This is a genomic window from Streptomyces sp. NBC_00385 (genome assembly GCF_035917155.1).
GTDB lineage: Bacteria > Actinomycetota > Actinomycetes > Streptomycetales > Streptomycetaceae > Streptomyces > Streptomyces poriferorum.
The window spans coordinates 5580860-5605291 of sequence record NZ_CP107951.1; the positions used below are offsets into that span (position 1 = coordinate 5580860).

Genomic DNA, 24432 nt, shown 5'->3' on the forward strand with positions numbered 1-24432 from the left:
GTATCCGGCCCGGCCGGCTGCCCGGTTCTCCGGGCGCCGGCCGGGCCGGTTCCTCGACCGCGGGGCGCGGGCCGCGGGAGTGGCCCGGCGCGGACACGGGAGGTCGGTGGCGGCCGGGTCCGCCGCACGCCCCACTGTAGGGGCACGAACTTCCCGGACCCAGCCCGTTTCTGACGTTACGTCGATAACCGGTCACCCTCCGCACGCGGCCGCCGGGGCAGAGCGTGGTGAACCCGCCGTAACAGCTCTTCGACGAAGCCGTGAGGGCCAGGGCCGGTCCCGGGCGCTGTGCCAGGATGGACGGCGATGCGACAGTGCACCGCCGTCGCACCCGAGGGGGAGTGGATGTACGGCAGTCACAACGGCCGGTTCGGCATGCGAGGGTTGTGCGTGGCCGCGGCAGGCGCCGTGCTGCTGCTCGCGGGATGCGGCTCTTCCGGTGACGACGACGGTGACGGCGGATCCGGGGGCAAGAACCCGGCGGCCATCGGCCAGCAGCCCAAGGGCGCCGACCCGTACTGGGTCAACCCCGACGGGAACGCCGCCCGGCAGGTCGGCCGCTACACCGAGGACGGCAACGAGAAGGACGCCGCCCTGATCCGCCGGATCGCCCGGCAGCCGGTCGGCGAGTGGATCGGCACGGACAATCCGGAGGCCGAGGCGAAGGGCTTCACGGAGGCGGCCCAGAAGGCCGACCGGGAGGCGCTGCTGGTCCTCTACAACATCCCGCACCGCGACTGCGGCCAGTTCTCCAAGGGCGGCGCCGCCGACGGAGACGCGTACCGCGCCTGGCTGGACAGCGTGGCCAAGGGCATCGGCGACCGGGGCGCGACCGTGGTCCTGGAGCCGGACGCGGTGCTGCACCTGGTCGACGGGTGCACCCCGCAGGAGTTCCACGAGGAGCGCTACGACCTGCTCAAGGGCGCGGTGGAGCGGCTCAAGCAGCTGCCGGGCACCAAGGTCTACCTGGATGCGGGCAACGCGGGCTGGCACACCCCGGACGCACTGTTCCAGCCGCTCCAGCAGGCGGGTCTGGGCGCGGCCGACGGGTTCGCGGTCAACGTCTCCAACTTCCAGACCACCGCGGTCAGCAAGGACTTCGGCAAGCAGCTGTCGGCGAAGGTCGGCAACAAGCCGTTCGTGATCGACACCAGCCGCAACGGCAACGGCCCGTACACCGGCGGCGCCCCCGAGGAGAACTGGTGCAACCCGCCGGGCCGGGCGCTCGGCGAGACGCCGACGACGTCCACGGGCGACGAGCTGGTCGACGCGTACCTCTGGATCAAGCGGCCGGGAGAGTCCGACGGCGACTGCCGGGGCGGCCCGAAGGCGGGCGCGTGGTGGCCCGAGTACGCGCTGGGGCTGGCCCGCGGCACCGAGTAAGGAGGAGGGTCCGGTCCGGTGCCGCGGGAGACGCCTACGGCACCTCCACCCACGTCCCCTCGGACGGCGTGCCCTTGTCGTCGGTGACGAACAGCATGTACCAGCCCGACGGCACCAGCGCACGGTTCCCCGGCACCGTCACCGAGATCTCGCCGTCCTTCTGCTTCAGGTCCAGCGCCACCGAGCGCTGGTCGGTGTCGGTGACATGGGTGACCGCGCTCGGCCGCATCAGCTTCGCCGACTTGATGGACGAGGCCTGGTTGGTGGTGAACACCGCCGTCTTCCCGCGCTCGATCTTCTTCGGTCCGGCGGTCAGCTCGGGCCGTGAGTCGCGGTACAGGTAGGGCGGGGTGTAGATCTCGATGCGCTGCTCGAAGACGCCCGGCCGGGTGTTGGCCTTGTCGGAGTAGAGCGAGTCGGATCCGAAGATCATGACCCGGCCGTCGGGCAGCAGTACGGACCCCGAGTGGTAGTTGCGGCCCACCGCCGGGTCGGCCACCCGCTGGTACGTGTCGGACTTCGCGTCGTACAGCCGCGCCTGCAGCACGTCGGAACCGCCGCGGCCGCGGTAGTCGTTGGAGCCGCCGGTGACCAGCAGGGAGTCGTCGGGCAGCAGGGACGCGCTCGGGTAGCGGGTGCCCTCGTCCAGCGAGGCGCCGTCCTTGAACTCCGGATCGGCGTCCTTGAGGTCGACCAGCCGGGACTTCTCGCTGGACTTGTCGGACTCGCCGACGCCACCCCCGCCGATCACCATGAACTTCTCGTCCTGGGCCGGAGGCAGCCGTACGGTCGCCGAGGTCTCCATCTTGTCCGGATCGCTGAGGCCGGGGATCTTGGTGAACCTGTTCGTCGCCAGGTCCCAGACGCCGGGGTCGCGGCCGACGGTGGCGGGGCCGTAGCCCGCGTTCGAGCCGGAGTAGAAGAGCTTGCCGTCATTGAGCAGGAAGATCGCCGGATAGGTGGGGAACTTCCGGACGATGCCGGTGTACTCCCACTCCTTGGTCTCCGGGTCGTAGATCTCGTCCTTGCCGGGGACGATCTGCCCGATCTCGTCGAGGCCGGACAGGGCGAGGACCTTGCCGTCCTCCAGCGTGGTGAGCGTCGGGTACCAGCGTGCCTCGTTCATCGGGTCGACGGTGATGTACTTCTCCGCCACCGGGTCGAACTCGAAGGCCTCGCGGATGCCCTGGAAGTCCTTCTTGTCGAGGGCCAGCTTCTGGGCGATCCCGTAGACGTTGCGGGTGTCGGAGCCGGACAGACCCGCTATTCGGTAGTTGTCCTCGGCGCCCGTCTCGTACTTCGTGCCGGACTTCTGCGCCTCGACGTAGATGCGGCCGAGACCGGGGTCGTTGCGCAGGAAGGCGCCGGTGTTCTTGTCGAAGACCTTCTTGGCCTTCTCCACCAGCACCGGGTCCTTGGTGACGAAGGTCTTGCCGTTGGCCTTGCCGGTGAACCGGGTGCCCGCCGGCAGTGTGATCGGCTTGTCCGGGTCCTCGTTGTGCACGATCATCAGGCCGCCGGCCTTGGTGACGTCACCCTTGAGCTTCTCGTACTGCTTGGTGCCGCCGGCTATGAGGAGCTTGCCGTCGGGCAGTTGGGTGTGACCGGCGCAGAACATGTCCTTGGGCGTGGGGATGTTCTTGAAGGCGTTGGTCTCCGGGTCCCACAGCACCGAACGGAAGCTCTTCGCGTCGAAGTTCTTCTGGTTGTTGCCCGAGCCCGCGACGAGCAGCACCTTGCCGGTGTGCAGCAGCGCCGCGTGGATCGTGTTGATCCGGAACTCGGAGGGGATGTCCAGGAAGTCCCAGTGGCCGTTGGCCGCCTTGTAGTCGGCCTGGTTGATCTTGTACGCGTGGTAGCGCTCGGTGCTGAAGCGGTACAGCCACGGCCCGTTCGCTCCCGCGAGCGCGAGAACCACCGCCGTACTGATCGCCATGCGGCGGGTACGGCGGCTCGGACGGTACTTCATTGTTTACGTCCCCCAAGGGCGATCTGCATGGTCTGTTCGTTGCCGGCCCAGTGGGGCTTCTCCTGCTGGGCGTGGGCGGGTGGTCCGCTCGGCGGCGGCGGGCCCGCGCGGCGCTTCTTCTTCTCGGCCCGCATCGTGTACCGCCAGCCGAAGATCGGCGCCGCCGTGATCAGCAGCGCCAGCGCGGCCCAGGTGAGCATCGCCGGGTGGCTGTGACCCAGGACGAAGGACGCCGCGATGGAGCCGGCGAAGACCAGGATGAAGAAGAGGTGGATGCGGAAGGTCCCGAAGAGGGTGTCCGGACTCGACGAGTCGCCCTTGGGTGTCACGACGAAGGAGCTCTTGCGGCGCAGTACGGCGTCCATCAGGGAGCGTGCGTAGATCGGCGCGGAGAGCGCGGACATCATCATGCCGGCGAGACCGCCGGACCCCTCGGGCTCGTGCGGCGAGACGTTGTGCCGGCGGTTCCAGATGTACAGGCCGATCTGGAGCGCCGAGGCGTTGCCGTACAGCATCATCCAGACGGTCGGGTCGATCTGCACACCGGAGGCGCCCATGCCCAGGAACAGTGCGCAACTGAGGGCCGCGAGGATCCAGTTCATCGCGGACATCGGATAGAAGATGATCATCATCGTGTAATTGAAGAGCTTGCCCGCGGGCAGCGAGAAGAAGCCCTTCCAGTACTGCTTGAGGATCGTCTCGTACGTGCCCCGCGACCAGCGCAGCTGCTGGGTGAAGAAGTCCGTCCACGCGGTCGGGCCCTCGCCCACGGCCAGCACGTCCGGCGTGTACACCGAGCGCCACTTGCGGCCGGTGTGCGGATTGCGGGCGCGGTGCATCTCGAAGCCGGTCGCCATGTCCTCGGTGATCGAGTCGTACAGGCCGCCGATCTGCTTGAGGGCACTGATGCGCACCGCGTTGCTGGTGCCGACGAACATGGGGGCGCCGTAGCGGTTGCCGGCGCGCTGGATCAGCGCGTGGAAGAGGAACTGCTGCGACTCGGCGGCCTTGGTGACGAAGCTGTCGTAGTTGCCGTACACCTGCGGGCCGATGACGAAGCCGACGTCGGGGTCGCGGAAGTAGCCGAGCATCCGCTCCAGGTAGTTGGGCATCGGGACGTGGTCGGTGTCGACCGATGCGAAGAAGTCGTACGCGTCACCGTGGGCGTCGAGCCAGGCGTTGTAGTTGCCGTGCTTGGTCTTCGCCCGGTGCGGGCCCTTGGCCTGGTTCCAGTGCGCCACGCCCTTGCGGGAGAAGTGGTGCACCCCGAGCCGCAGGCAGACGTCCTTCACGGCGGGATCGTCGCCCTCGTCGAGGAGCCAGACGTGCATCAGCCCGCGGTGGCGGATGCGGACGGCGGCCTCCAGGGTCTTCGTCACCATCTCCAGGGGCTCCTTGCCCGGGACGAAGGAGGTGAGGAAGGCGACCCGGGTGCCGGTCTCCGGCACGACCGGGACGGGGTCGCGCGCCACCAGCGTGGCGTGCGCGTTGGAGAGGACGTTCAGGGTGCGGAAGAGCTCGATCAGTCCGATCGAGACCAGCATCACGATGTCGAGGATCAGCAGCGTGTCGTTCTTGAGGTTCGGATCGCGCTGTGTCCAGTGCTCGGGCTGCATCAGCCAGGCGAAGAGGCCGAGCGAGACGAGCGGGGCGGCCCCCAGCAGGAGGGCCGCGCGTATCCGGTGGGGCTCCTGGGAGAGGAGCGAGCGGTATTTCACGGTGTACGGCCGGGTGGGGTCGGGCTGGGTCAGAGGCCCGGCGAGCCGGCTGTAGTGCTCGTAGTCGTACCGTGGCAGCGCTTTCCCCTGTCGCCGCCGCTGGCCCCCGGTCCGCAGCTGCGGGGGTATCCGAAGCTGTGTCGTCCGGGACGGGTCGTGGTCCTGCCGGGCGCCTGGCGGCGTCGACGTCATGGGTCATCCCCCTGCACGCAGGCGGGGCTGCGTGGTCGCTCGGTCGTTTCGTCTCGTCCTCCGCGTGTCCCCCTGGAACGCGGCCGACGGCTCAGTGGCGGGTCACCGTTCGTGAGACAAGGAACGGCATCCTTCCGGTTGCATGATGCCTGCTCGGCGTTTGCTTGTGCACGACGCCTCCCCCTTGCGTCGAACACAACCGGAATCCTGCTCTCCGATTCCCCCAACTATGCGTCTCATCGGCGTGGTTGGCGCCGACGACTCCCAGACAGACTGGCCGACCTCAGCCCTCACCGCAAGGGCGAAAGGGGTTATTACCCGCTCATACGCGCGATTTGTGGGGCTCTTGTGAAGAGGTGGTGTGAGGGCGTATGAGGGTGCGGACGAGAGCGCCGCGCGCCGTCCCGGTGCCGGGTGGTGGCTGCCTGTCGGGCGGGTGCGAGCTGTGCGTGAGCAAAGTGTTCACCGGGTGGCGCCTGTGCGGCGGGTGGGGGGAGGTGTTCGCGCGAGGGGTGGCGGGCGCGGGAACGAGAAAGGCCCCCTCACGCGTGGTGAGGGGGCCTTGACTCTGCGTGCGCCGCCAGGGACTCGAACCCCGGACCCGCTGATTAAGAGTCAGCTGCTCTAACCAACTGAGCTAGCGGCGCCTGCTGACCTGGAGAACTCTACCCGATCTGCGGCCGTGCTCCTGACCATTTCCCCTCCGCCACGGCCTGTCGGATGGTCGTTTTTTCTCTTCTATCCGTCAAAATGCGATATGTCAGGAGAGTTGAGACACTGACGCCCGTACAGATGCGCCCAAAGATCTTGACGAGTGCGGAGGGAATCGCATGACTGTGCCGGCCTTCGAGGAGTACGTACCTGCCATCGACTGCACCTGTGCGGGATGCGCCGTCCAACGGCGCGCCGCTGCCGCCGGACTGCCGACGCGGTACGGAGGGCACCCGGCCGCGCACGGCGCGCGGCGCGCGATGGTGCTGGTCACCGCCGCCGGAGTGGTGCTGGGCTCCGGTCTCGCGGAAGCCGCCGGCGCGGCGGCCGACCCGGCTCCGGTGACGGACCCGGGCCAGGCGGCCGACGCGGTCGACGGACCGGACGAGCCGGGGCCGGACAGCCCACAGGGCGGACCGGGACCACTGCAGGGTGCGGGAGCCTCGGGACCACCGGCGTCCCAGACGTCGACCTCCACGCTGCGCACGACCACCCGGGCCGACATCATCAACCGCGCGAAGAAGTGGGTCACCGCGCAGGTTCCGTACAGCATGACGAAGTACTGGTCGGACGGGTACCGCCAGGACTGCTCCGGTTATGTGTCGATGGCCTGGAACCTGCCCGGCAACGAATGGACCGGCAGCCTCGCCACCTACGGGACGCGCATCGCCCGGGAGGAACTGCAGCCCGGCGACATCCTGCTCTTCCACAACCCGGCCGACCCCGGGAAGGGCTCGCACGTCACCGTCTTCGGCGGCTGGACCGACTACACGCACACCCATTACACGGCGTACGAGCAGACCAAACCGCACACCCGCAAGCAGACGACGCCCATGGCGTACTGGACCAACTCCGGCAGCTACGTCGCCTACCGCTACAAGGGGCTGACGAGCGGAAGCGGTGGCAGCGCCTCCTCGAAGACACAGTTCCCGGGTGCCGCGAAGTTCGGCGCCGGCACGAAGAACGACTACGTCACCCGGCTCGGCAAGATGCTCGTCGACCGGGGCGGCAAGCGCTTCTACAAGGTCGGCCCCGGCCCTGCCTGGGGCAGCGCCGACCGGCTGGCCACCCAGGCGTTCCAGAAGGCCCAGGGCTGGAAGGGCAAGGAGGCCGACGGCATCCCCGGCCCCGACACCTGGCGCCTGCTGGTGAACGGAATCGGCCACGACATCCCCGCCGCGGGCGGCTCGGCCGGGCCCGGCGGCTCCACCGCGGTCCCGGCCTTCCCGGGACGGGGCTATTTCAGGCCGGGTCAGTCCAACAGCCATGTCGACAAGCTCGGCAAACAGTTGGTGAAGAAGGGATACGGCAAGTACTACCTGTCGGGCCCCAGCTCTCGGTGGACCGAGGCGGACCGACGCAATGTCGAGGCCTTCCAGAAGGCCCAGGGCTGGCGGGGCACGGAAGCCGACGGCTATCCGGGTCCGGAGACCTGGCGGCGACTCTTCGCGTGACACGACGCACATGACGGAGGCGGGAATGCGATCCACGGTGTCGGACAGCTCCGGGAACCCGGAGAACCGGGAGAACCCGGAGTACGGGGAGGAGAGGTACGGGGCGGTCCCGGTACGGGAGTGGGTGGGCCCGGAAGGGGCGGGCCGGGTCACGGATGCCTGGGCGGCGGCGGGGGAGCGCGCCGATTCGGGCGGCTGGGCGATGGAGGACGAGCCGCCGGACGCGGGCGGGCCGGGTGTGCCGGATGCGGGGCCGGGCGTGCCCGTTCCCGTTCCGGGTTCGGCCGGGGTGCCTGGGGGGACGGTGCCGGTGTCCGGGCCGGACTCCGTCGTCGACCTCGTGCTCGACCTGGTGCCGGGCGAGGGTGATCGTGAACCCGGGGGAGCCGGATTCGGGGCGACCTCGGCATCGGTGTCGGTCCCGGCGTCGGTGGGGGCGCCGGTGGCGGGACCGGCCATGGAGGCGACGGGGAGCGCCCCGGAGCCGGAGGCCGCGCACCGCGGCCCGGTGTTCCGGAAGGCCGCCGAAGCCGGTACCGCGGGGCCACCGCTGCTGCGCGATGCCGGGGCGCATGTCTCGGAACTGCTGCCGGCGCCTGCACCGGAGGTGCGCGAGGTGCGCGAGGTTCCGGAGGCGCATGAGGCTCCGGACGTCCGCGAGGCCCGCGAGGTTCGCGAGGCCCGCGAGGTTCGCGAGGCCCGCGAGGTTCGCGAGGCCCGCGAGGTTCGCGAGGCCCGCGAGATCCGCGAGGTTCACGAGATCCACTACGCCCGCGAGGCCCACGAGGTTCACGAGATCCACGAGGCCCACGAGGCCCACGAGACCCACGAGGCCCACGAGGCCCGCGACGCCCGCGACGCCCGCGACGCCCGCGACGCCCGCGAGGCGTATGAGGTCCGCGACGTCTGCGAGGCCCGCGAGGCGTATGAGGTCCGCGATGTCTGCGAGGCCCGCGAGGCGTATGAGGTCCGCGATGTCTGCGAGGCCCGCGAGGCGTATGAGGACCCCGAGGTCCACAAGGCGCATGAGGCCCCCGAGGTCATGGAGGTCCCCGAGCCCGCCGTGGCCGTCGAGGCCGCCGCAGTCCCCGAGGCCGCCGCAGCCCCCGAGCCCTCCGCGGCCCTCGTCGAGGTCGCCCCAGGTCCCGAGGTCTTCGCAGCCCCCGAGGTCTCCGCGTCCGTGCCGGGGCCGGGACCCGGGTCCGGATCGCGGCCGGGCCCCGCCCCCGCCTCGCCCTCCCTCATGTTCACCGGTGAGGACACCGGCGAGTTCCGTACCGATGCCCGTGCGGACACCGGCCGGCACCAGGCGGTCATCGCCAACGAGCGCACCGCCTCCATCCCCGTGCACCTGCTCTTCCGTGAGGAGCACGAGGCCGGGGCGGACGCGGCCGCGCTGCCGGCCACCGTCGTGGGCAGGGTCCCCGAAGGCGAGCAGCCGGCCGGTGTCCGGCGGGCGCCGGTGCCGAGGACCTCGCAGGTGCGGCCCTCGACCCGGCCCGCGCCGGACGCCGACCCCCGGCTCCACGAGCGGCCGGGGCCGTCGCTGCCCGGCTGGGTCGCGGTGCTGACCGGCTTCGGCGGGATCGCCGTGACCGGCGGAGTCCTGTGGTGGACCGGCGCGTTGCCGGCCCGGGTGCTGTCGCGGATCGGGGTCGGAGCACGCCCGTACGACGGACTCGGCATCGGTACCTGGGCGGGGCTCGCGCTGCTGGTGACCGTGGTGCTCTTCGCGTTCGGCGGTCTGAGCCGGGGGCGGGTCGGATACACGTGGGTGCTCACGCTCTTCGGCAGGTACCGGGGCAGCGTGCGGCGGACCGGGCTGATGTGGGTCAGCCCGCTGCTGCTGCGGCGCCGGGTCGATGTGCGGCTGCGGCACTGGCGCAGCGAGCCGCTGCCCGCGATGGACGCCAACGGCACCGCGTTGCGGGTCGTCGTCCTCGTCGTGTGGCGGGTCAAGGACACCGTGCGGGCGACGCTGGGGATCGAGGACCACGAGGAGTACCTGCGCGAGCAGGTCGAGGCGGCCATGGCGCGGGTCCTGTCCCAGCTGCCCGCCGACGCCTTCCACGAGGACGCGCACACCCTGCGCAACGCGGAGGCGGTCGGCGACGCGCTGACCCGGATGCTGAAGGCGGACTGCGAACCGGTCGGCGTCGAGGTGTACTCCGCGCAGCCGACCGGGATCGAGTACGCCCCCGAGGTGGCGGCGGCCATGCAGCGGCGCCGGATCGCGGCCATCGACGCCAAGCACCGTGACAGCGTGCTGACTTCGGTGGTGGATGCCGTGGACGACACCGTCAACCGGCTGACCGCCCGGGGCCTCGTGGAGCTCGACGACTACGAACGCAAGTCCCTGGTCAAGGACTTGACGGTGGCCTTCTACACCGGCCGCAGTGGTGGGGACAGCGCCTGAACCCTTCTGCCCGGCGCCTCGGAGGCAACCGGAATCCAGCTCTCATTGGTCTGGACATGTTCATGCTGCGTCAATAATCTAGGCCTTGGTCTAGACCGCACGACACGCGCGTAGCAGTGCTCATGGAACTTCCCCCACGTCTCCGAGGAGCGGCAGCAATGCGTAAGAAGACAGGCGCGGCCCTGGTCGGCCTTGCGGTAGCGAGCGTTTCGATGTTCGCGACCAGCAGTGCCAGCAGCCATGGCTACACGGACAACCCCATCAGCCGCCAGAAGCTGTGTGCCAACGGCACGGTGACGGGCTGCGGCAACATCCAGTGGGAGCCGCAGAGTGTCGAGGGCCCCAAGGGCTTCCCGGCGGCCGGACCCGCCGACGGTGCGATCTGCTCCGCCGGACACGGCGAGTTCGCCCAGCTCGACGACCCGCGTGGCGGCAACTGGCCCGCCACGAAGGTCACCGCGGGCCAGGGCTTCAGCTTCCGCTGGCAGTTCACCGCCCGGCACGCCACGTCGGACTTCCGTTACTACATCACCAAGAACGGCTGGGACCCCACCAAGCCGCTCAAGCGCTCCGACCTGGAAGCGCAGCCGTTCATGACGGTTCCGTACAACAACCAGCAGCCCCCGGCGACCCTGACCCAGCAGGGCACCATCCCCACCCAGAAGACCGGCAAGCACATCATCCTCAGCGTGTGGAACGTCGCCGACACGGCCAACGCGTTCTACTCGTGCTCGGATGTTCAGTTCTGACGCCTGGTCGGTTACCGTGCGGCGCCATGGGGAGCGCAGGCACCGTCGCGGAGCTCGTTCAGCGCCAATGGGGCGACCACCGGCCCGGGTTGAGACACGAGGGCACCGTCCTCACTCATCATCAGGTCGCCTCGGGTGCTGCCGCGCGGGCCGCGCTCCTGGCGGAACTGCTGCCGGCGGGCAGCGAACCGCACCTCGGGGTGCTGCTCGACAACACCCCTGAATTCCCGCTGTGGTTGAGCGCGGCGGCCCTGGCCGGGGCCGCCGTCGCGGGCATCAACCCCACCCGCCGCGGCGCCGAACTGGCCCGCGACATCCTGCACACCGAATGCCGGGTGCTGATCACCGAGCGCGCCCACCTGCCGCTCCTCGACGGCCTCGTGCTGCCGGGGGTACGCGTCCTGGTCACCGACACCGACGCGTACGCCGCGCTCCTCGCCCCCTACGCCGGGGCGCAGCCGGGCGACGCCGTCCTGAAGCGGCCTGCCCCCGCGACCCGGATGCTCCTCTACTTCACCTCCGGGTCCACCGGTGCGCCCAAGGCCGCGATCTGCACCCAGGGCCGGCTGGCGGCGGCGGGGCGGTCGCTCGTCGACCACTTCGGGATCCGGGGCGAGGACGTCCACTACATCTGCATGCCGATGTTCCACGGCAACGCGGTGATCGCCGACTGGGCCCCCGCCCTGTCCGCCGGAGCCTCCGTCGCTCTGCGCCGCCGCTTCTCCGCGTCCGGCTTCCTCGACGACGTACGCGCGCACGGCGCCACGTACTTCACGTACGTCGGCCGTGCCGTGCAGTACCTGCTGGCCACTCCCGAGCGCCCCGACGACCGTGAGCACCCGCTGCGGCTCGGCTTCGGCACCGAGGCGGGCGCCGTGGACGCGGCCCGCTTCCGGGAACGGTTCGGGGTGCGGCTGGTCGAGGGGTACGGCTCCTCGGAGGGCGGGGCGGCGATCCAGCGGACGCCGGACACCCCGCCGGGCGCGATCGGCCGGGCGTCGGACCGCGACGATCTCGCGGTCGTCGACCCCGAGACCGGCCGGGAGCGGGTCGCCGCGGTCTTCGGCCCCGGCGGCACCCTGGTCAACGGAGCAGCCGCCATAGGCGAACTGGTCAACCGGGGCCGCACCCCCTTCGAGGGCTACTGGCGCAACGAGGCGGCGGACGCCGCCCGGGTGCGCGACGGCTGGTACTGGACCGGAGACCTCTTCTTCCGCGACCCCGACGGCTTCCTGTACTTCGCGGGCCGCACCGAGGACCGGCTGCGGGTCGACAGCGAGAACCTGGCCGCCGCGATGATCGAGAACATCCTGGCCCGCTGGACCGACGCGGTGGCCGTCGCGGTCTACGCGGTGCCCGACCCGGTCGCGGGGGACCAGGTCATGGCGGCGCTGGCGCTGCGCGACGGCGCGCGGTTCGACCCGGAGGCGTTCGCCGCCTTCCTCCGGGACCAGCCCGACCTGGGGACCAAGATGGCCCCCCGGTTCGTGCGCGTCGTCCGGTCGATGCCGGTGACGGCGACGAACAAGGTGCACCGGGTCGGGCTGCGCCGGGAGGGGTTCTGGTCCGGGGGGCCGCTGTGGTGGAACGGGGGCGGCGGTGCGTACGAACCGTTCGGGGAGGGACAACTCGGCACGCTGGTACGGGAGTACGAGGAGCACGGGCGCCATGATCTGCTGTCCTCACACGGGGGAGGGTTCTGAGGCGGAGGCCTCCGGGACGCCGGGCTGCGAGGCCGCCCGTCGCAGGTGCGTCACCGCCAGCACCGCCCCGACCAGCAGGAGCAGCCCGCCGGCCACCGCGGCGTACTGCATGCTGTGGACGAAGGCGTCCCGCCCGACCGCGATCAGTGAGCCGTCACCGGTGGACAGGGCCCCCGGCAGTGTCTTGCGGGCCACCTCCGGGGCGGAGCCCGGCATGTCCGCGGTGTAGACCGCGGTCGCCACCGCACCCAGCAGTGCCATCCCCATCGCCCCGCCGAACTCCTGCCCCGTCTCCAGCAGCGAAGCCGCCGAGCCGGCCTTCTCCGGCGGGCTGGTGGACATGGCCAGGTCGGAGACGAGCGCCATCACGGTGACGATCCCGCAGCTCATCACGGCCGAGCCGATGAGCAGGATCGCCAGGGAGTCCGTACCCGACAGGGCGAGGACACCGAATCCGGCGGCGGCGATGACGAAGCCGGCGCAGATCACCCGGGCGCGCTCGGTCCGCTGGGCGATCGCGGCGGCGGCGGGCGCGGCCGCGCCGACCGCCAGGGACGGGGCCAGACTCCACAGCGCGGCCTCCATCGTGCTCATCCCGAGCACCGACTGCAGGTACTGCGTGGTGAAGAAGGACGAGCCCATCATGGCGAACGAGGCCAGCGCGTTCAGCCCGATCCCGGCGGCGAAGTTCCGGTCACGGAACAGTTCCCGGCTGATCAGGGCGTCGGTGCGGGTGCGCTGACGCCGGACGAAGAACAGGCCGGCGACGAGACCGGCGGCGATGACCAGACCGTTGCGCAGGTCCATCCCCTCGGCGGCGGTCTCCTTGACCCCGTAGACGACCGGCAGCACGGCGCCCATGGACAGCGGCACGCTCAGGAAGTCGAAGCGCCCGGGGTCCGGGTCCTTGAACTCCGGCACCAGGACCGGCACCAGGATCAGCAGCAGCACCATCGCGGGCACGTTGATGAGGAAGACCGAGCCCCACCAGAAGTGCTCCAGCATGACGCCACTGAGCACCGAACCCAGCGCGATCCCGCCCGCCATGGCGCCGGACCAGATGCCGATGGCCCGGCCGCGCTGCCTTTCGTCGCGGAACATGTTCCGCACCAGGCCCATGGTCGACGGCATCAGGGTCGCCCCGCCGATCCCGAGCAGCGCGCGGGCCGCGATGAGCATCTCCGGGCTGGTGGCGTAGGCGGCGCCGACCGATGCCGTGCTGAAGGCGACCGCGCCGAACAGCAGGAGCTTGCGCCGGCCGATCCGGTCACCGAGCGAGCCCATCGTGATGAGGAGACCGGCGAGCGCGAAGGCGTACACGTCGAAGATCCAGAGCTGCTGGGTGGCGCTGGGTGCGAGGTCCCGGTCGATGGAGGGGATCGCGAAGAAGAGGACGGACACGTCCATGGAGACGAGGAGGAGAGGAAGGAGCAGGACCACGAAGGCGGTCCACTCCCGACGGCCGGCGAGATCGCCGGGACGGGCTTCGGTGCTCGTAGGGTTCGTCATGCCAGGGAATATACGAGCGTTTAAAACAAGTGTCTAGTACGAATGTGTAAAACGTTTGTACATGGCGACGGGCAGCACAAAACACACGAGGCGGTCTCCGTGGAACGGAGACCGCCTCGTGTGGTGTCTGTGCGCCGCCAGGGACTCGAACCCCGGACCCGCTGATTAAGAGTCAGCTGCTCTAACCAACTGAGCTAGCGGCGCTTGCTGACTCGAAAATAATACCTGGTCTCCAGGGGTGCTGACGACACACCTGCGTATCCCTGGTGACCTGCGCGTTTGTGATCCCGGCCGCATCGTGACGTCAATGCGGGTGCCGAGGGGTGCCATATTGGCCTCGCAGTGGCGCCATTCATGTGCCATCGTGGCACCACTGCGAAATGAGCCCTCGGCTGTGCGGAGCGAAGGGCTCTCGCTTCAGGTGCGGTGGACTGTCAAGGGGGACGCGTCATGCAGGCAATGCAGCAGCAGCAGTCGGCGGCACCTGGTGCCCTCGCCGCCTTCGCCCGCTTCGTGCTCTGTGGTGGTGGAGTGGGGGTCGCTTCCAGCTTTGCCGTGGCGGCCTCGGCCTCCTGGATGCCGTGGGCCCTGGCCAACGCCCTGATCACCGTGGTGTCCACGCTTCTGGCCACCGAGCTGCACGCCCGCTTCACCTTCGGTGCGGGTGGCCGTGCGACCTGGCGGCAGCACGGGCAGTCGGCCGGGTCGGCCGCGGCGGCGTACGCGGTGACCTGTGTGGCGATGTTCGCGCTCCAGCGGTTGGTGGACGCGCCGGGGGCCGTGCTGGAGCAGGCCGTCTACCTGTCCGCCTCCGCGCTCGCCGGTGTCGCGCGGTTCGCGGTGCTGCGCCTCGTCGTCTTCGCTCGCAACCGTTCGGTGGTCGGGGCCGCCGGACGTCCCGTGCGCGCGGCGGAAGCCCGGGCCCTGGACCCGGCCGGCGCCGCGGGTTTCTGCCGGGCCGCCTGACCCCTGAGCGGTCCGCGCCTCAAGAAAAGTCATTTTCTTTCGTAAGTGATCTTTCTTTTTGCGCAGAGCTTTGTAGGGTGGGCCCGTGACGAAACGACGACTCTCCCAGGTGGCCGAGTACGCGGGTGTCAGCCAGGCGACGGTCAGCCGCGTCCTCAACGGCAGCCCGGACGTGGCGAGCACGACACGCGACGCGGTGCTGAGCGCGCTGGACGTGTGCGGCATCGAACGGCCGCTGCGCTACCGCTCCCCGCGCGCGGCGCTGATCGGCCTGGTCGTGCCCGACCTGCAGAACCCGATCTTCTCCGCGTTCGCCGAGGCCCTGTGCGGACTGCTCAACAAGCGCGGGCTGATACCCGTGCTGTGCACCCGCACCGCCGACGGCGTCTCCGAGGCGCACTACATCGAGATGCTGCTGGACCAGAACATCGGCGGCATCGTCTTCATCGGAGCGAGCTACGCCGACGCGGGCCCCGAGCACGGGCGGGCGCTGCGGGAGCGCAAGGTGCCGATGGTGCTGCTCAACGCGGCGGACGAGAACCTGGGCGTGGCCCAGGTCCGGGTGGACGACGCCCTGGCCGCCGAGCAGGCGCTGACGCACCTGGGCGCGCTGGGGCACGAGCGGATCGGGATGATCCTCGGGCCGCTCGGGCATGTCCCGTCGGCCCGGAAGCTCGCCGGGTTCGCGGGCTTCTGCAGCCGGCGCGGGGTGGCCCCGGACGACTGGCGGCGACTGGTGGCGCATGCGCTGTTCACTATGGAGGGCGGCGCCACCGCGCTGCCCCGGCTGCTGGCCGAAGGGGTCACCGGGATCGTTTGCGCAAGCGACGCGCTGGCGCTCGGAGCGGTCCGCGGCGCCCGCAGGCAGGGGCTCTCGGTACCGAAGGACCTCTCGGTCGTCGGCTTCGACGACTCCCCGTTCATGGTGGCCACCGAGCCCCCGCTGACCACGGCCAGGCAGCCCATCCAGGCCATGGCGACGGCCGCGGTCGCCGCGCTCATGGCGCAGATCGACGGCCATGCCAGTGCAAACGACCTGATGATGTTCGACACCGAGCTGATCGTCCGCGGCTCGACCGCCGCACGCCCTCGCTGATCACGGCGGCGTTACCGCCCGAGGTCAAGAAAATTACTTTCTTGCGTTGATGCATTGACTTCTTGCGTAACCGGCTTCTACCTTCAGCGCAGCTCAAAGCGCTCGGGGTCCGACAGCCCCGCACCCAGGAAGGCACGATTCGCATGGATGGCTCGTCCGGCATCAGCAGACGTCAGCTTCTCGGCTCGGCGACGGCCGTCGCCCTGTCCCTCGCTCTCACCGCCTGCGGTGGTTCCTCCTCCTCGTCCTCCGGAGTGGACAAGAACGGCGTGGTGACGATCAGCGTCAACGGCATGCCGGCCAAGACGCAGCCGGTCGACCGCAAGAACTTCATGGAGGACGTGAAAGCCTTCGAGAAGAGCCACCCGAAGATCAGGATCGACGCCCGCGAGGGCCAGATGGACCCGAAGACCTTCGCCGCGAAACTCGCGGGCGGTCAGCTGGAGGACGTCTACTACGTCTACTTCACCGACCCCGCCGGGCTGATCCAGCGCCGTCAGGGCGCCGACATCAGCAAGTACGTAGCCGACGTGCCCTTCTTCAAGGACATCGACCCCGCGCTGCTCAAGGTCTTCAAGGACGCCGACGGCAAGACGTACGGACTGCCCACCGGCAACTACTCGCTCGGGCTCCTCTACAACCGCGCCCTGTTCAAGAAGGCCGGCCTCGACCCGGACCAGCCGCCGACCACCTGGGAAGAGGTCCGCACCGCCGCCAAGAGGATCAGCGCGCTCGGCGACGGCACGGTCGGATACGCCGACTACAGCAAGAACAACCAGGGTGGCTGGCACCTCACCTCATGGATCTACTCCATGGGCGGCGACGTCGCGACGCGGCAGAGCGGCACGTGGAAGGCCGCCTTCGACAGCGACGCAGGGCACAAGGCCCTCCAGGCGCTGCACGACATGCGATGGACCGACAACAGCATGGGCACCCGCCAGCTCCTGGAGATAGCCGACGTCCAGAAGATGATGGGCTCCGGCAAGCTCGGGATGTACATGGCGGGACCGGACAACATCCCCACCATCGTCAAGCAGTTCGAGCGCAGCTACGACGACTACGGCCTGGCCGCCATGCCCGGCACGGCGACGCTCGGCGGCGGCGACGGGTTCATGTTCAACCCGAAGGCCTCCCCGGAGAAGATCAAGGCCGGTCTCGCCTGGGTGCAGTGGAAATACCTGCGCAGCCCCGAGCGCGAGGCCGTGGACAGCAAGCGGGCCAAGACGGACGGCGTGCCGATCGGACTCCCGCAGCCCCGGCTGTTCGCCGGTGACACCCAGGCCGAGGTCGACCGGATCCACGCGCAGTACGCCAACACCCCGGTCAAGAACTACCAGCCCTTCGTCGACCGCAACGCCCAGGTCGCGACCAAGGTCGAGCCGCCCAACGCCCAGCAGCTCTACACCGTGCTCGACGGCGTCATGCAGTCCGTGCTGACCAAGAAGGACGCGGACATCGACCAGCTCCTCAAGGACGCGGCGAAGAAGGCCGACACCATCCTCGCCACGGTGAAGTGACGATGACCGTGCCGCCGCTCACCTCCGCCGTGGCGAAGAGCGCCGGACGGGAACAGGGGGACCCGGCCGGGGCCGGGCCCCCGGCCCCGCCCCGTACCGCCGAGGCCCCCCGGCCCGGAAGCTCCCGGCTGCGCCGGGCGGTCCGCGAGAACCTCGTCGCGTACCTCTTCCTCGCCGCAGGAATCCTCTGCTTCGCCCTGTTCTCCTGGTACCCGATCGTGCGGGGCGCGCTCCTCGGATTCCAGCAGGTCACCTTCGCCCAGCCCGCCGAGTGGGTCGGACTGGACAACTTCCAGCGGCTGTTCGACGACCCGCTCTTCCTCACCGCCTGGAAGAACACCGGCTACTTCACCCTGCTCGCCCTGGTCTTCGGCTTCGCGGCCCCGTTCGCCACCGCCGTCGTCCTCAACGAACTGCGGCACGGGCGCGCGTATCTGCGCATGACCGTCTACCTGCCGGTGATGCTGCCGCCCATCGTCACCATGCTGTTGTGGCGCTGGTTCTACGATCCCGGACCCGGGCTCTTCAACAACGCCCTGGAGGTCCTCCACCTCCCCGCCCAGCAGTGGCTGGAGTCGGAGAACCTCGCGATGGTCTCCCTGGTCCTCGTCTCCACCTGGGCCAACATGGGCACCACCACGCTGATCTATCTGGCCGCCCTCGGCGGCATCCCCGGAGAGCTGTACGAGGCGGCCGAGCTGGACGGGGCGACCATCCGGCAGCGGCTGTGGCACGTCACCGTCCCGCAGATGCGCTTCATCCTGATGATCACGCTGCTGCTCCAGGTGATCGGGACCATGCAGGTGTTCGTCGAGCCCTTCGTGCTCACGGGCGGCGGTCCGGACGACGCCACCGTCAGCGTGCTCCTGCTGCTCTACCGCTACGCCTTCGTCTACAACGACTTCGGCCTGGCCAGCGCCATGAGCACCCTGCTGTTCGTCGTGCTCGGACTCTTCGCGGGCGTCTATCTGCGCCTGACCCGGACCAAGGGCTGAGAGGAACCACCATGGCCGCCGAAACCCCCGCACGCACCCTGATCGCACCCGCCGAGATGAACCGCCGCACCGGCCGGTTCCTCTACCGCTTCGTGCTGGTCCTCACCCTGATCGGCTTCACGCTCACCTTCGTCTTCCCGCTGTACTGGATGGCGACGGGCGCGATGAAGTCGTCCGCGGAACTCGCCGACCCCAACCCCACGCTGCTCCCGCAGAGCTGGCACCCGGAGAGCTACGCGGACGCCTGGAGCAACGTCGGCCTCGGGCACTACTTCCTCAACACCCTGATCCTCGCGCTCGGCGCCTGGCTCACCCAGCTGCTCGTCGACGTCTCCGCCGCGTACGCGCTCTCCAAACTGCGGCCGGTGCTGGGCAACGTGGTCCTCGGGATGATGCTGGCGACCCTGATGCTGCCCGTGTCCGCGCTGCTCGTCCCGACATATCTGACCGTCGTCGACGTGCCCTTGTTCCACGTCAACCTGATCAACACCCCGTTCGCGATCTGGCTGCCCGCCGCCGCCAACGCCTTCAACATCTTCATCCTGAAACGGTTCTTCGACCAGATCCCCACCGAGCTCCTCGACTCCGCCCGGATCGACGGCGCCAGCACGCTCAGGGTGCTGGTCTCCGTGATCCTGCCGCTGTCGCGGCCGGTGCTCGCCGTCGTCTCCATCTTTGCGATCGTCGGCGTCTGGAAGGACTTCCTCTGGCCGATGCTCGTCCTGCCCGACGAGGCGAAGCAGCCGATCACCGTGGCCCTCAACCGGTTGTCGGAGTTCATGCCCGCCAACCAGCTGCTGGCCGGCATGGCCATGGCCGCCGTGCCCCTGCTCGTCCTCTTCCTGGTCTTCCAGCGCCACATCATCGCGGGCCTCACCGCGGGCAGCCTCAAGGGCTGACCCAGGGCCCCGCCGCGTGCCCTCGGGCACCACCCCCGGGATTCCCCCACACAGGAAGGACACACAGCCGTGTCTCCTGCACCAAGAAAGCGCTCCCACGCCCTGCGGACCGTACTGCCGCTGCTCCTGTCGATGCTCGCGGCCCTGCTGTACGGAGCCACGGCCACCGCACAGGCCGCCGGTTCCGTCCTCGAAGCGGAGTCCGCGCAGCTGTCCGGCGGAGCCGCCGTCTCCACCGAACACCCCGGCTACACCGGCAGCGGCTTCGTCGGAGGCTTCACCGACGCCAACAAGGGCGCCGCGTCCGTGGCGTTCACCGTGCACTCCGAAGCGGCCGGCGCCGGGTCCATCGCCCTCCGGTACGCCAACGGCACCACCGCCACCATGACGCTCAGCCTGTACGTCAACGGCGTCCGGCTCCGCCAGGTGAGCCTCCCCGCCACCGCGAACTGGGACACCTGGGCCACCCACGAGGAAGCGGTCGGCTACCGGGCCGGCGACAACACCGTCACCTGGACGTTCACCACGTCCGACAGCGGCAACGTCAACCTCGACAACGCCACCCCGGCCACCCCCACCACCCCGACCGACCCGGGCCCCACCACCCTGACCCACCAGGCAGAGGACGCCTTCTTCTCCGGCGGAGCCGCGAAGGCCACCACCGCCACCGGCTACGAGGGCAGCGCCTACCTCTCCGGCCTCACCGCCACCGGAGCCCGCGCGGTCTTCTCCGTCAACGCACCCGCGGCCGCCACCTTCCCGCTGTCCGTCCGCTACCGCACCCCGGGCAGCGCCGCGGCCACCACCACCCTTCAGGCCAACGGCACCACCGTCCGCCGGCTCACCCTGCCCGGCACCGGCGGCGCCTGGGCCACCGCAGCCACCGACGTCCCCCTGCGCGCGGCACTCAACAGCCTCACCCTGCGCACCGCTACCGGTGACAACGGCGACTACCAGCTCGACGGCATCGCCGTCACCGGCTCCACCCCCTCCGGAACCAGGGGCGCGACCCTCCCGTACACCGCCTACGAGGCCGAGAACGGCAGCACCAACGCCACCACCGTCGGCCCCGACCGCACCTACCTCTCCGTGCCGTCCGAGGCATCCGGCCGCAAGGCCGTCGTCCTCGACAGCACCGGCGAGTACGTGCGGTTCACCCTGACGAAGCCCGCCAACGCGCTGACCCTGCGCTACTCGCTGCCGGACAACGCGGCCGGCACCGGAACCGACGCCACGCTCAGCGTCTACGCCGACGGCACCGCGCTCAAGGACCTGCCGCTCAGCTCCGAGTACAGCTGGGTCTACGGCGGCTACCCGTACAACAACGACCCGTCCCAGGGCTCCGGCCACCACTTCTTCGACGAGACCCGCACCCTGCTGGGCAGGGAGCTCCCCGCCGGAACCGTGCTCACGTTCCAGAAGGACGCGGGCGACACCGCCGCCTCCTACACCCTGGACCTCGTCGAGACCGAGAGCGCCCCGGCCGCGCTCACCATGCCCGCCACCGGATTCGTCTCCGCCACCACCCTCGGTGTCACACCGGACGACTCCACGGACGACACCGCCGCCCTCAACTCGGCCCTCTCCACCGCCACCTCCCAGGGCAAGGGCCTCTGGCTGCCCTCCGGTACGTACGACATCTCCGGCCACATCGACCTCATCGGGGCCGACCTGCGCGGCGCCGGCCAGTGGCACACCGTGCTGCGCGGCAAGAACGGCAAGGGCGGCCTCTTCGGCCGCGGCGGCACCAGCAACGTCCAGGACCTGATGATCGCCGGTGACGTCTCCTACCGGGACGACGCCAACTTCGACGCCGCGGTCGAGGGCGACTTCGGCGACGGCTCGACCCTGCAGAACCTCTGGATCGAGCACACCAAGGTCGGTCTCTGGATCGACGCCCCGACCACCGGCCTCCTCGCCACCGGGCTGCGCATCCGCGACACCTTCGCGGACGGCGTCAACCTCCACAAGGGCACCGCGGGCAGCGAGGTCTCGCAGTCGAGCATCCGCAACACCGGCGACGACGGACTCGCGATGTTCTCCGAGGCCCAGGCCGTCACCGACTGCGTCTTCCGCTTCAACACCGTGCAGCTCCCGCTGCTCGCCAACACGGTCGGCATCTACGGCGGCCACGCCAACCGGGTCGAGGACAACCTCCTCGCCGACACGGTCACCGGCTCCGCCGGCATCGCGATCAGCAGCCGGTTCGCCCCCGTGCCGTTCAGCGGCACCACGTCCGTGCTGCGCAACACCCTGACCCGCACCGGTGGTTACGAACCCAACTGGCAGAGCAGGCTCGGCGCACTCTGGATCTACGCCGACTCCTCCGACATCACCGCCCCCGTGCTCCTCCAGGACAACGACGTCCTCGACAGCACCTACAGCGGTCTGCTCATCAGCTGGCAGAAGAACGTCGCCGCCCTGACCGTCGACGGCCTGAAGGTCGACCGGGCCGGTTCGTACGGCATCGAGATCAACTCCGCGGGAGCCGGCACCTTCTCCGGCGTCACCGTCAGCGGCGCCACCGACGGCGGGCTCTTTGCCGCCGGCGGCTTCGCGATCACCCGGGGCACCGGCAACACCGGCTGGTAGCCCGTCCGGTGCGGGCGGCCGCCCCTGACGGCGGCCGCCCGCACCACCCCCTTACCGAACAAGGAGTCTCAGTGACCCACTGGTGGCGGCACGCCGCGATCTACCAGATCTACGTACGCAGCTTCGCGGACGGCAACGGGGACGGCACCGGCGACCTCGCCGGGGTCCGCAGCCGGCTGCCGTATCTGCGGGAACTCGGCGTGGACGCCCTGTGGTTCAACCCCTGGTACACCTCGCCGATGGCCGACGGCGGTTACGACGTGGCCGACTACCGCGACATCGACCCGCTCTTCGGCACCCTCGCCGAGGCCGAGCGGCTGATCACGGAGGCGCACGGTCACGGACTGCGGGTGCTCGTCGACCTGGTCCCCAACCACTGCTCCGACCAGCACGTCTGGTTCCGCGCCGCACTGGCCGCGGGCCCCGGATCGCCGGAACGCGAACGCTTCTGGTTCGTCCCCGGCCGGGGCGCGAGCGGCGAACTGCCGCCCAACGACTGGATCTCCTACTTCGGCGGCAGCGCCTGGACCCGGATCACCGAGGCGGACGGCAGCGCGGGACCCTGGTACCTCCACATGTTCGCGCCCGAGCAGCCCGACCTGAACTGGGAACACCCCGAGGTGCGGGCCGAGTTCGAGGACGTCCTGCGGTTCTGGCTGGACCGGGGCGTCGACGGGTTCCGGATCGACGTCGCGCACGGCCTGGCGAAGAAGCCCGGACTGCCCGATGTCGGCCCCGACCCCGACCTCACCGACCTGCCCTACCAGGACTGCGACGCCGTCCACGACATCTACCGCTCCTGGCGCAAGATCCTCGACTCCTACGACGGCGACCGGACGTTCGTCGGCGAGGTCTGGCTCCCGGCCGCAGAGCAGACGGCCCGCTATCTGCGCCCCGACGAGCTGCACTCCGCGTTCAACTTCGACTTCCTGTGCTGCCCGTGGGACGCGGCGGCGCTGCGCGGCGTCATCGACTCCACGTTCGCGGGGCACGCGCCGGTCGGCGCGCCCCCGACCTGGGTGCTGTCCAACCACGACACGATCCGCCACGTCACGCGGTACGGGCGCGAGGACACGTCGTTCGACATGGGCGACAAGCGGCTGCTCGACCCGAGCGACGCCGTGCTCGGCCGGCGCCGTGCGCGGGCGGCGGCGCTGCTGACCCTGTCCCTGCCGGGCGGGGTGTACGTGTACCAGGGCGACGAGCTCGGGCTGCCGGAGGTGCAGGACCTGCCGGACGCGCTGATCCAGGACCCGACCTTCGCCCGGTCCGGGGGTGCGGACCGGGGCCGCGACGGGTGCCGCATCCCGCTGCCGTGGCAGTCCGGCGGGCCGTCGCTCGGCTTCTCCCCGGCCGGCTCGCAGGCCCCGTGGCTGCCGCAGCCGGCGGACTGGGCGGAGCTGAGCGTAGCGGCGCAGGAGGCAGGCCCGGACTCCTTCCTCACCCTCTACCGGGCCGCCCTGGCCCTGCGCCGCGAGCGGCTCACCGCGCTCGGGGAAACCCTGACCTGGGTGGACGCGGGCCCGGACGCGATCTGCTTCGACCGCGGCGGTTCGTTCCGCTGCCTGGTGAACCTGGGGGATCCGGTGACGCTTCCGCCGGATGCGAGGGTGCTGCTGGCCAGCGCGGAGCTGGACGAGCCGGGGGTGGTGCCGCGCGACACGGCGGTGTGGCTGGAACGGTAGGCACCGCCCCGGCCTCTTCAAGCCCGTCCGGCGTTTGAGGACGGACGGTGCTCCGGGGCTGCCGGGCCAACTCAAGCCCGTCCGGCGTTTGAGGACAGCGCCGGACGGGCCCGTTCCGGCTAGAGCGCCAGCGACAGAAGCACCGGCGCCGCCCGCCGGTTCAGCGCGTCCGCCGCAGCGCGCAGCCGATGCGCGTCCTCGACCGGCAGGGACAGGGCCAGGCATCCCGCCGACGCCCCGGCCGTCAGCGGCACCGCGGCGCACACCGTGCCCACCGCGTACTCCTGGAGGTCGAGCACGGGCACCGTCGCCGGCTGGCTGTCCAGCTTGGAGAAGAGGACCCGCTCGCTCGTGATCGTCCGCGAGGTCAGCCGGGCGATCTTGTGCCGCGAGAGGTGGTCGCGCCGCCCGTTCTGGTCGAGCTGCGTCAGCAGGCACTTGCCGATCGCCGAGGCGTGCGCCGCCGAGCGGAAGTCCACCCACTCGTTGACCGCGGGCGTCCGCGGGCCGTCGGCGTACTGGGTGACCCGGATCTCGCCGTCCACGTACCGGCTGATGTAGACCGCCGCGCCCACCGAGTCCCGCAGCTGGACCAGCGTCTGCTGGAGCTTGGCCTCCAGGGCCTGCCGGCGGGCCGCGCCCGAGCCGAGGAGCAGCAGCGAGGAACCGGTGACGTACGCACCGTCGGTGATCTGCTCGACGTACCCCTCACGGCGCAGCGTCAGCAGCAGGGAGGCGAGATGCCCGACGGGCAGTCCCGTCTCCCGGGCGATCTGGGTGTCCGTCACACCGTTGCCGTGCTTGGAGACCGTTTCGAGAACACGCAGGGCGTACTGCACCGAATGGAACGGTGCGGTCGGTTCGGGCTTCAACGCCAC

The 24432-nt window shown here is 70.2% G+C and carries 16 protein-coding genes and 2 tRNA genes; 12 read left to right on the top strand and 6 right to left on the bottom strand.

Annotation, left to right across the window (positions count from 1 at the left end; all coding sequences use genetic code 11):
• Positions 1-345: 345 nt before the first annotated feature.
• Entirely contained in the window at positions 346-1383 is a 1038-nt protein-coding gene (locus tag OG959_RS24980) for a glycoside hydrolase family 6 protein (RefSeq protein ID WP_326666590.1), read from the top strand.
• A gap of 34 nt (positions 1384-1417) precedes the next feature.
• On the opposite strand, the gene OG959_RS24985 is transcribed toward OG959_RS24980, so the two are convergent.
• The 3 genes from OG959_RS24985 to OG959_RS24995 all read right to left on the bottom strand — a co-directional run bounded on the left by OG959_RS24985 (position 1418) and on the right by OG959_RS24995 (position 5909).
• Complete coding sequence (locus OG959_RS24985) at positions 1418-3352, bottom strand: galactose oxidase-like domain-containing protein (protein WP_326661891.1); 1935 nt, start codon at positions 3350-3352, stop codon at positions 1418-1420.
• On the bottom strand, positions 3349-5262 hold the full coding sequence (locus OG959_RS24990) for a glycosyltransferase family 2 protein (protein WP_326661892.1): 1914 nt from the start codon (positions 5260-5262) through the stop codon (positions 3349-3351). The genes OG959_RS24985 and OG959_RS24990 overlap by 4 nt, the downstream gene beginning before the upstream one ends.
• Before the next feature lie 573 nt (positions 5263-5835).
• A tRNA-Lys gene (locus OG959_RS24995) sits at positions 5836-5909 on the bottom strand.
• A gap of 183 nt (positions 5910-6092) precedes the next feature.
• Between OG959_RS24995 and OG959_RS25000 the strand changes: the two genes are divergently transcribed.
• The 4 genes from OG959_RS25000 (at position 6093) to OG959_RS25015 (ending at position 12295) form a co-directional block, all read left to right on the top strand.
• The gene (locus OG959_RS25000) at positions 6093-7427 is read left to right on the top strand and encodes a peptidoglycan-binding protein (protein WP_326661894.1); all 1335 of its coding nucleotides are present in this window, start codon (positions 6093-6095) and stop codon (positions 7425-7427) included.
• A gap of 25 nt (positions 7428-7452) precedes the next feature.
• Positions 7453-9843 carry an SPFH domain-containing protein gene (locus OG959_RS25005; RefSeq protein ID WP_326661896.1) on the top strand — a complete coding sequence of 797 codons (2391 nt, stop codon included), beginning with the start codon at positions 7453-7455 and terminating at the stop codon, positions 9841-9843.
• A gap of 158 nt (positions 9844-10001) precedes the next feature.
• Positions 10002-10592 (top strand): lytic polysaccharide monooxygenase auxiliary activity family 9 protein, encoded by a 591-nt coding sequence (locus OG959_RS25010; RefSeq protein ID WP_326661898.1) that lies wholly within the window; start codon positions 10002-10004, stop codon positions 10590-10592.
• Between the two features lie 26 nt (positions 10593-10618).
• A complete protein-coding gene (locus OG959_RS25015) occupies positions 10619-12295 on the top strand; it encodes an AMP-binding protein (protein ID WP_326661900.1) in 1677 nt (558 codons plus the stop codon).
• On the opposite strand, the gene OG959_RS25020 is transcribed toward OG959_RS25015, so the two are convergent.
• On the bottom strand, positions 12275-13804 hold the full coding sequence (locus OG959_RS25020) for an MFS transporter (RefSeq protein ID WP_326661902.1): 1530 nt from the start codon (positions 13802-13804) through the stop codon (positions 12275-12277). The genes OG959_RS25015 and OG959_RS25020 overlap by 21 nt on opposite strands.
• Positions 13805-13934: 130 nt before the next feature.
• A tRNA-Lys gene (locus tag OG959_RS25025) sits at positions 13935-14008 on the bottom strand.
• A gap of 246 nt (positions 14009-14254) precedes the next feature.
• On the opposite strand from OG959_RS25025, the gene OG959_RS25030 reads away from it, so the two are divergent.
• The 7 genes from OG959_RS25030 (at position 14255) to OG959_RS25060 (ending at position 23554) form a co-directional block, all read left to right on the top strand.
• Positions 14255-14770: a hypothetical protein gene (locus OG959_RS25030; protein WP_326661904.1), complete on the top strand. Its 516-nt coding sequence runs from the start codon at positions 14255-14257 to the stop codon at positions 14768-14770.
• A gap of 85 nt (positions 14771-14855) precedes the next feature.
• The gene (locus OG959_RS25035; RefSeq protein WP_326661905.1) at positions 14856-15866 is read left to right on the top strand and encodes a LacI family DNA-binding transcriptional regulator; all 1011 of its coding nucleotides are present in this window, start codon (positions 14856-14858) and stop codon (positions 15864-15866) included.
• A gap of 143 nt (positions 15867-16009) precedes the next feature.
• Positions 16010-17383: an extracellular solute-binding protein gene (locus OG959_RS25040; protein ID WP_326661907.1), complete on the top strand. Its 1374-nt coding sequence runs from the start codon at positions 16010-16012 to the stop codon at positions 17381-17383.
• A complete protein-coding gene (locus tag OG959_RS25045; protein ID WP_442805617.1) occupies positions 17380-18378 on the top strand; it encodes a carbohydrate ABC transporter permease in 999 nt (332 codons plus the stop codon). The genes OG959_RS25040 and OG959_RS25045 overlap by 4 nt, the downstream gene beginning before the upstream one ends.
• A gap of 11 nt (positions 18379-18389) precedes the next feature.
• Positions 18390-19277: a carbohydrate ABC transporter permease gene (locus OG959_RS25050; protein WP_326661911.1), complete on the top strand. Its 888-nt coding sequence runs from the start codon at positions 18390-18392 to the stop codon at positions 19275-19277.
• 69 nt (positions 19278-19346) lie between these two features.
• On the top strand, positions 19347-21869 hold the full coding sequence (locus OG959_RS25055; RefSeq protein WP_326661913.1) for a CBM35 domain-containing protein: 2523 nt from the start codon (positions 19347-19349) through the stop codon (positions 21867-21869).
• A 71-nt stretch (positions 21870-21940) separates the two neighbouring features.
• On the top strand, positions 21941-23554 hold the full coding sequence (locus OG959_RS25060; protein ID WP_326661915.1) for a glycoside hydrolase family 13 protein: 1614 nt from the start codon (positions 21941-21943) through the stop codon (positions 23552-23554).
• 119 nt (positions 23555-23673) lie between these two features.
• Here the strand turns inward: OG959_RS25060 and OG959_RS25065 are convergent, their stop codons facing one another.
• Complete coding sequence (locus OG959_RS25065; RefSeq protein WP_306070182.1) at positions 23674-24432, bottom strand: IclR family transcriptional regulator; 759 nt, start codon at positions 24430-24432, stop codon at positions 23674-23676.

What these genes read in the sequence shown, in the direction of transcription:
- OG959_RS24980 (WP_326666590.1), top strand. Translation starts at nt 346, where the DNA reads ATGTACGGCAGTCACAACGGCCGGTTCGGCATGCGAGGGTTGTGCGTG.
- OG959_RS24985 (WP_326661891.1), bottom strand. Translation starts at nt 3,352, where the DNA reads ATGAAGTACCGTCCGAGCCGCCGTACCCGCCGCATGGCGATCAGTACG.
- OG959_RS24990 (WP_326661892.1), bottom strand. Translation starts at nt 5,262, where the DNA reads ATGACGTCGACGCCGCCAGGCGCCCGGCAGGACCACGACCCGTCCCGG.
- OG959_RS25000 (WP_326661894.1), top strand. Translation starts at nt 6,093, where the DNA reads ATGACTGTGCCGGCCTTCGAGGAGTACGTACCTGCCATCGACTGCACC.
- OG959_RS25005 (WP_326661896.1), top strand. Translation starts at nt 7,453, where the DNA reads ATGCGATCCACGGTGTCGGACAGCTCCGGGAACCCGGAGAACCGGGAG.
- OG959_RS25010 (WP_326661898.1), top strand. Translation starts at nt 10,002, where the DNA reads ATGCGTAAGAAGACAGGCGCGGCCCTGGTCGGCCTTGCGGTAGCGAGC.
- OG959_RS25015 (WP_326661900.1), top strand. Translation starts at nt 10,619, where the DNA reads ATGGGGAGCGCAGGCACCGTCGCGGAGCTCGTTCAGCGCCAATGGGGC.
- OG959_RS25020 (WP_326661902.1), bottom strand. Translation starts at nt 13,804, where the DNA reads ATGACGAACCCTACGAGCACCGAAGCCCGTCCCGGCGATCTCGCCGGC.
- OG959_RS25030 (WP_326661904.1), top strand. Translation starts at nt 14,255, where the DNA reads ATGCAGGCAATGCAGCAGCAGCAGTCGGCGGCACCTGGTGCCCTCGCC.
- OG959_RS25040 (WP_326661907.1), top strand. Translation starts at nt 16,010, where the DNA reads ATGGATGGCTCGTCCGGCATCAGCAGACGTCAGCTTCTCGGCTCGGCG.
- OG959_RS25050 (WP_326661911.1), top strand. Translation starts at nt 18,390, where the DNA reads ATGGCCGCCGAAACCCCCGCACGCACCCTGATCGCACCCGCCGAGATG.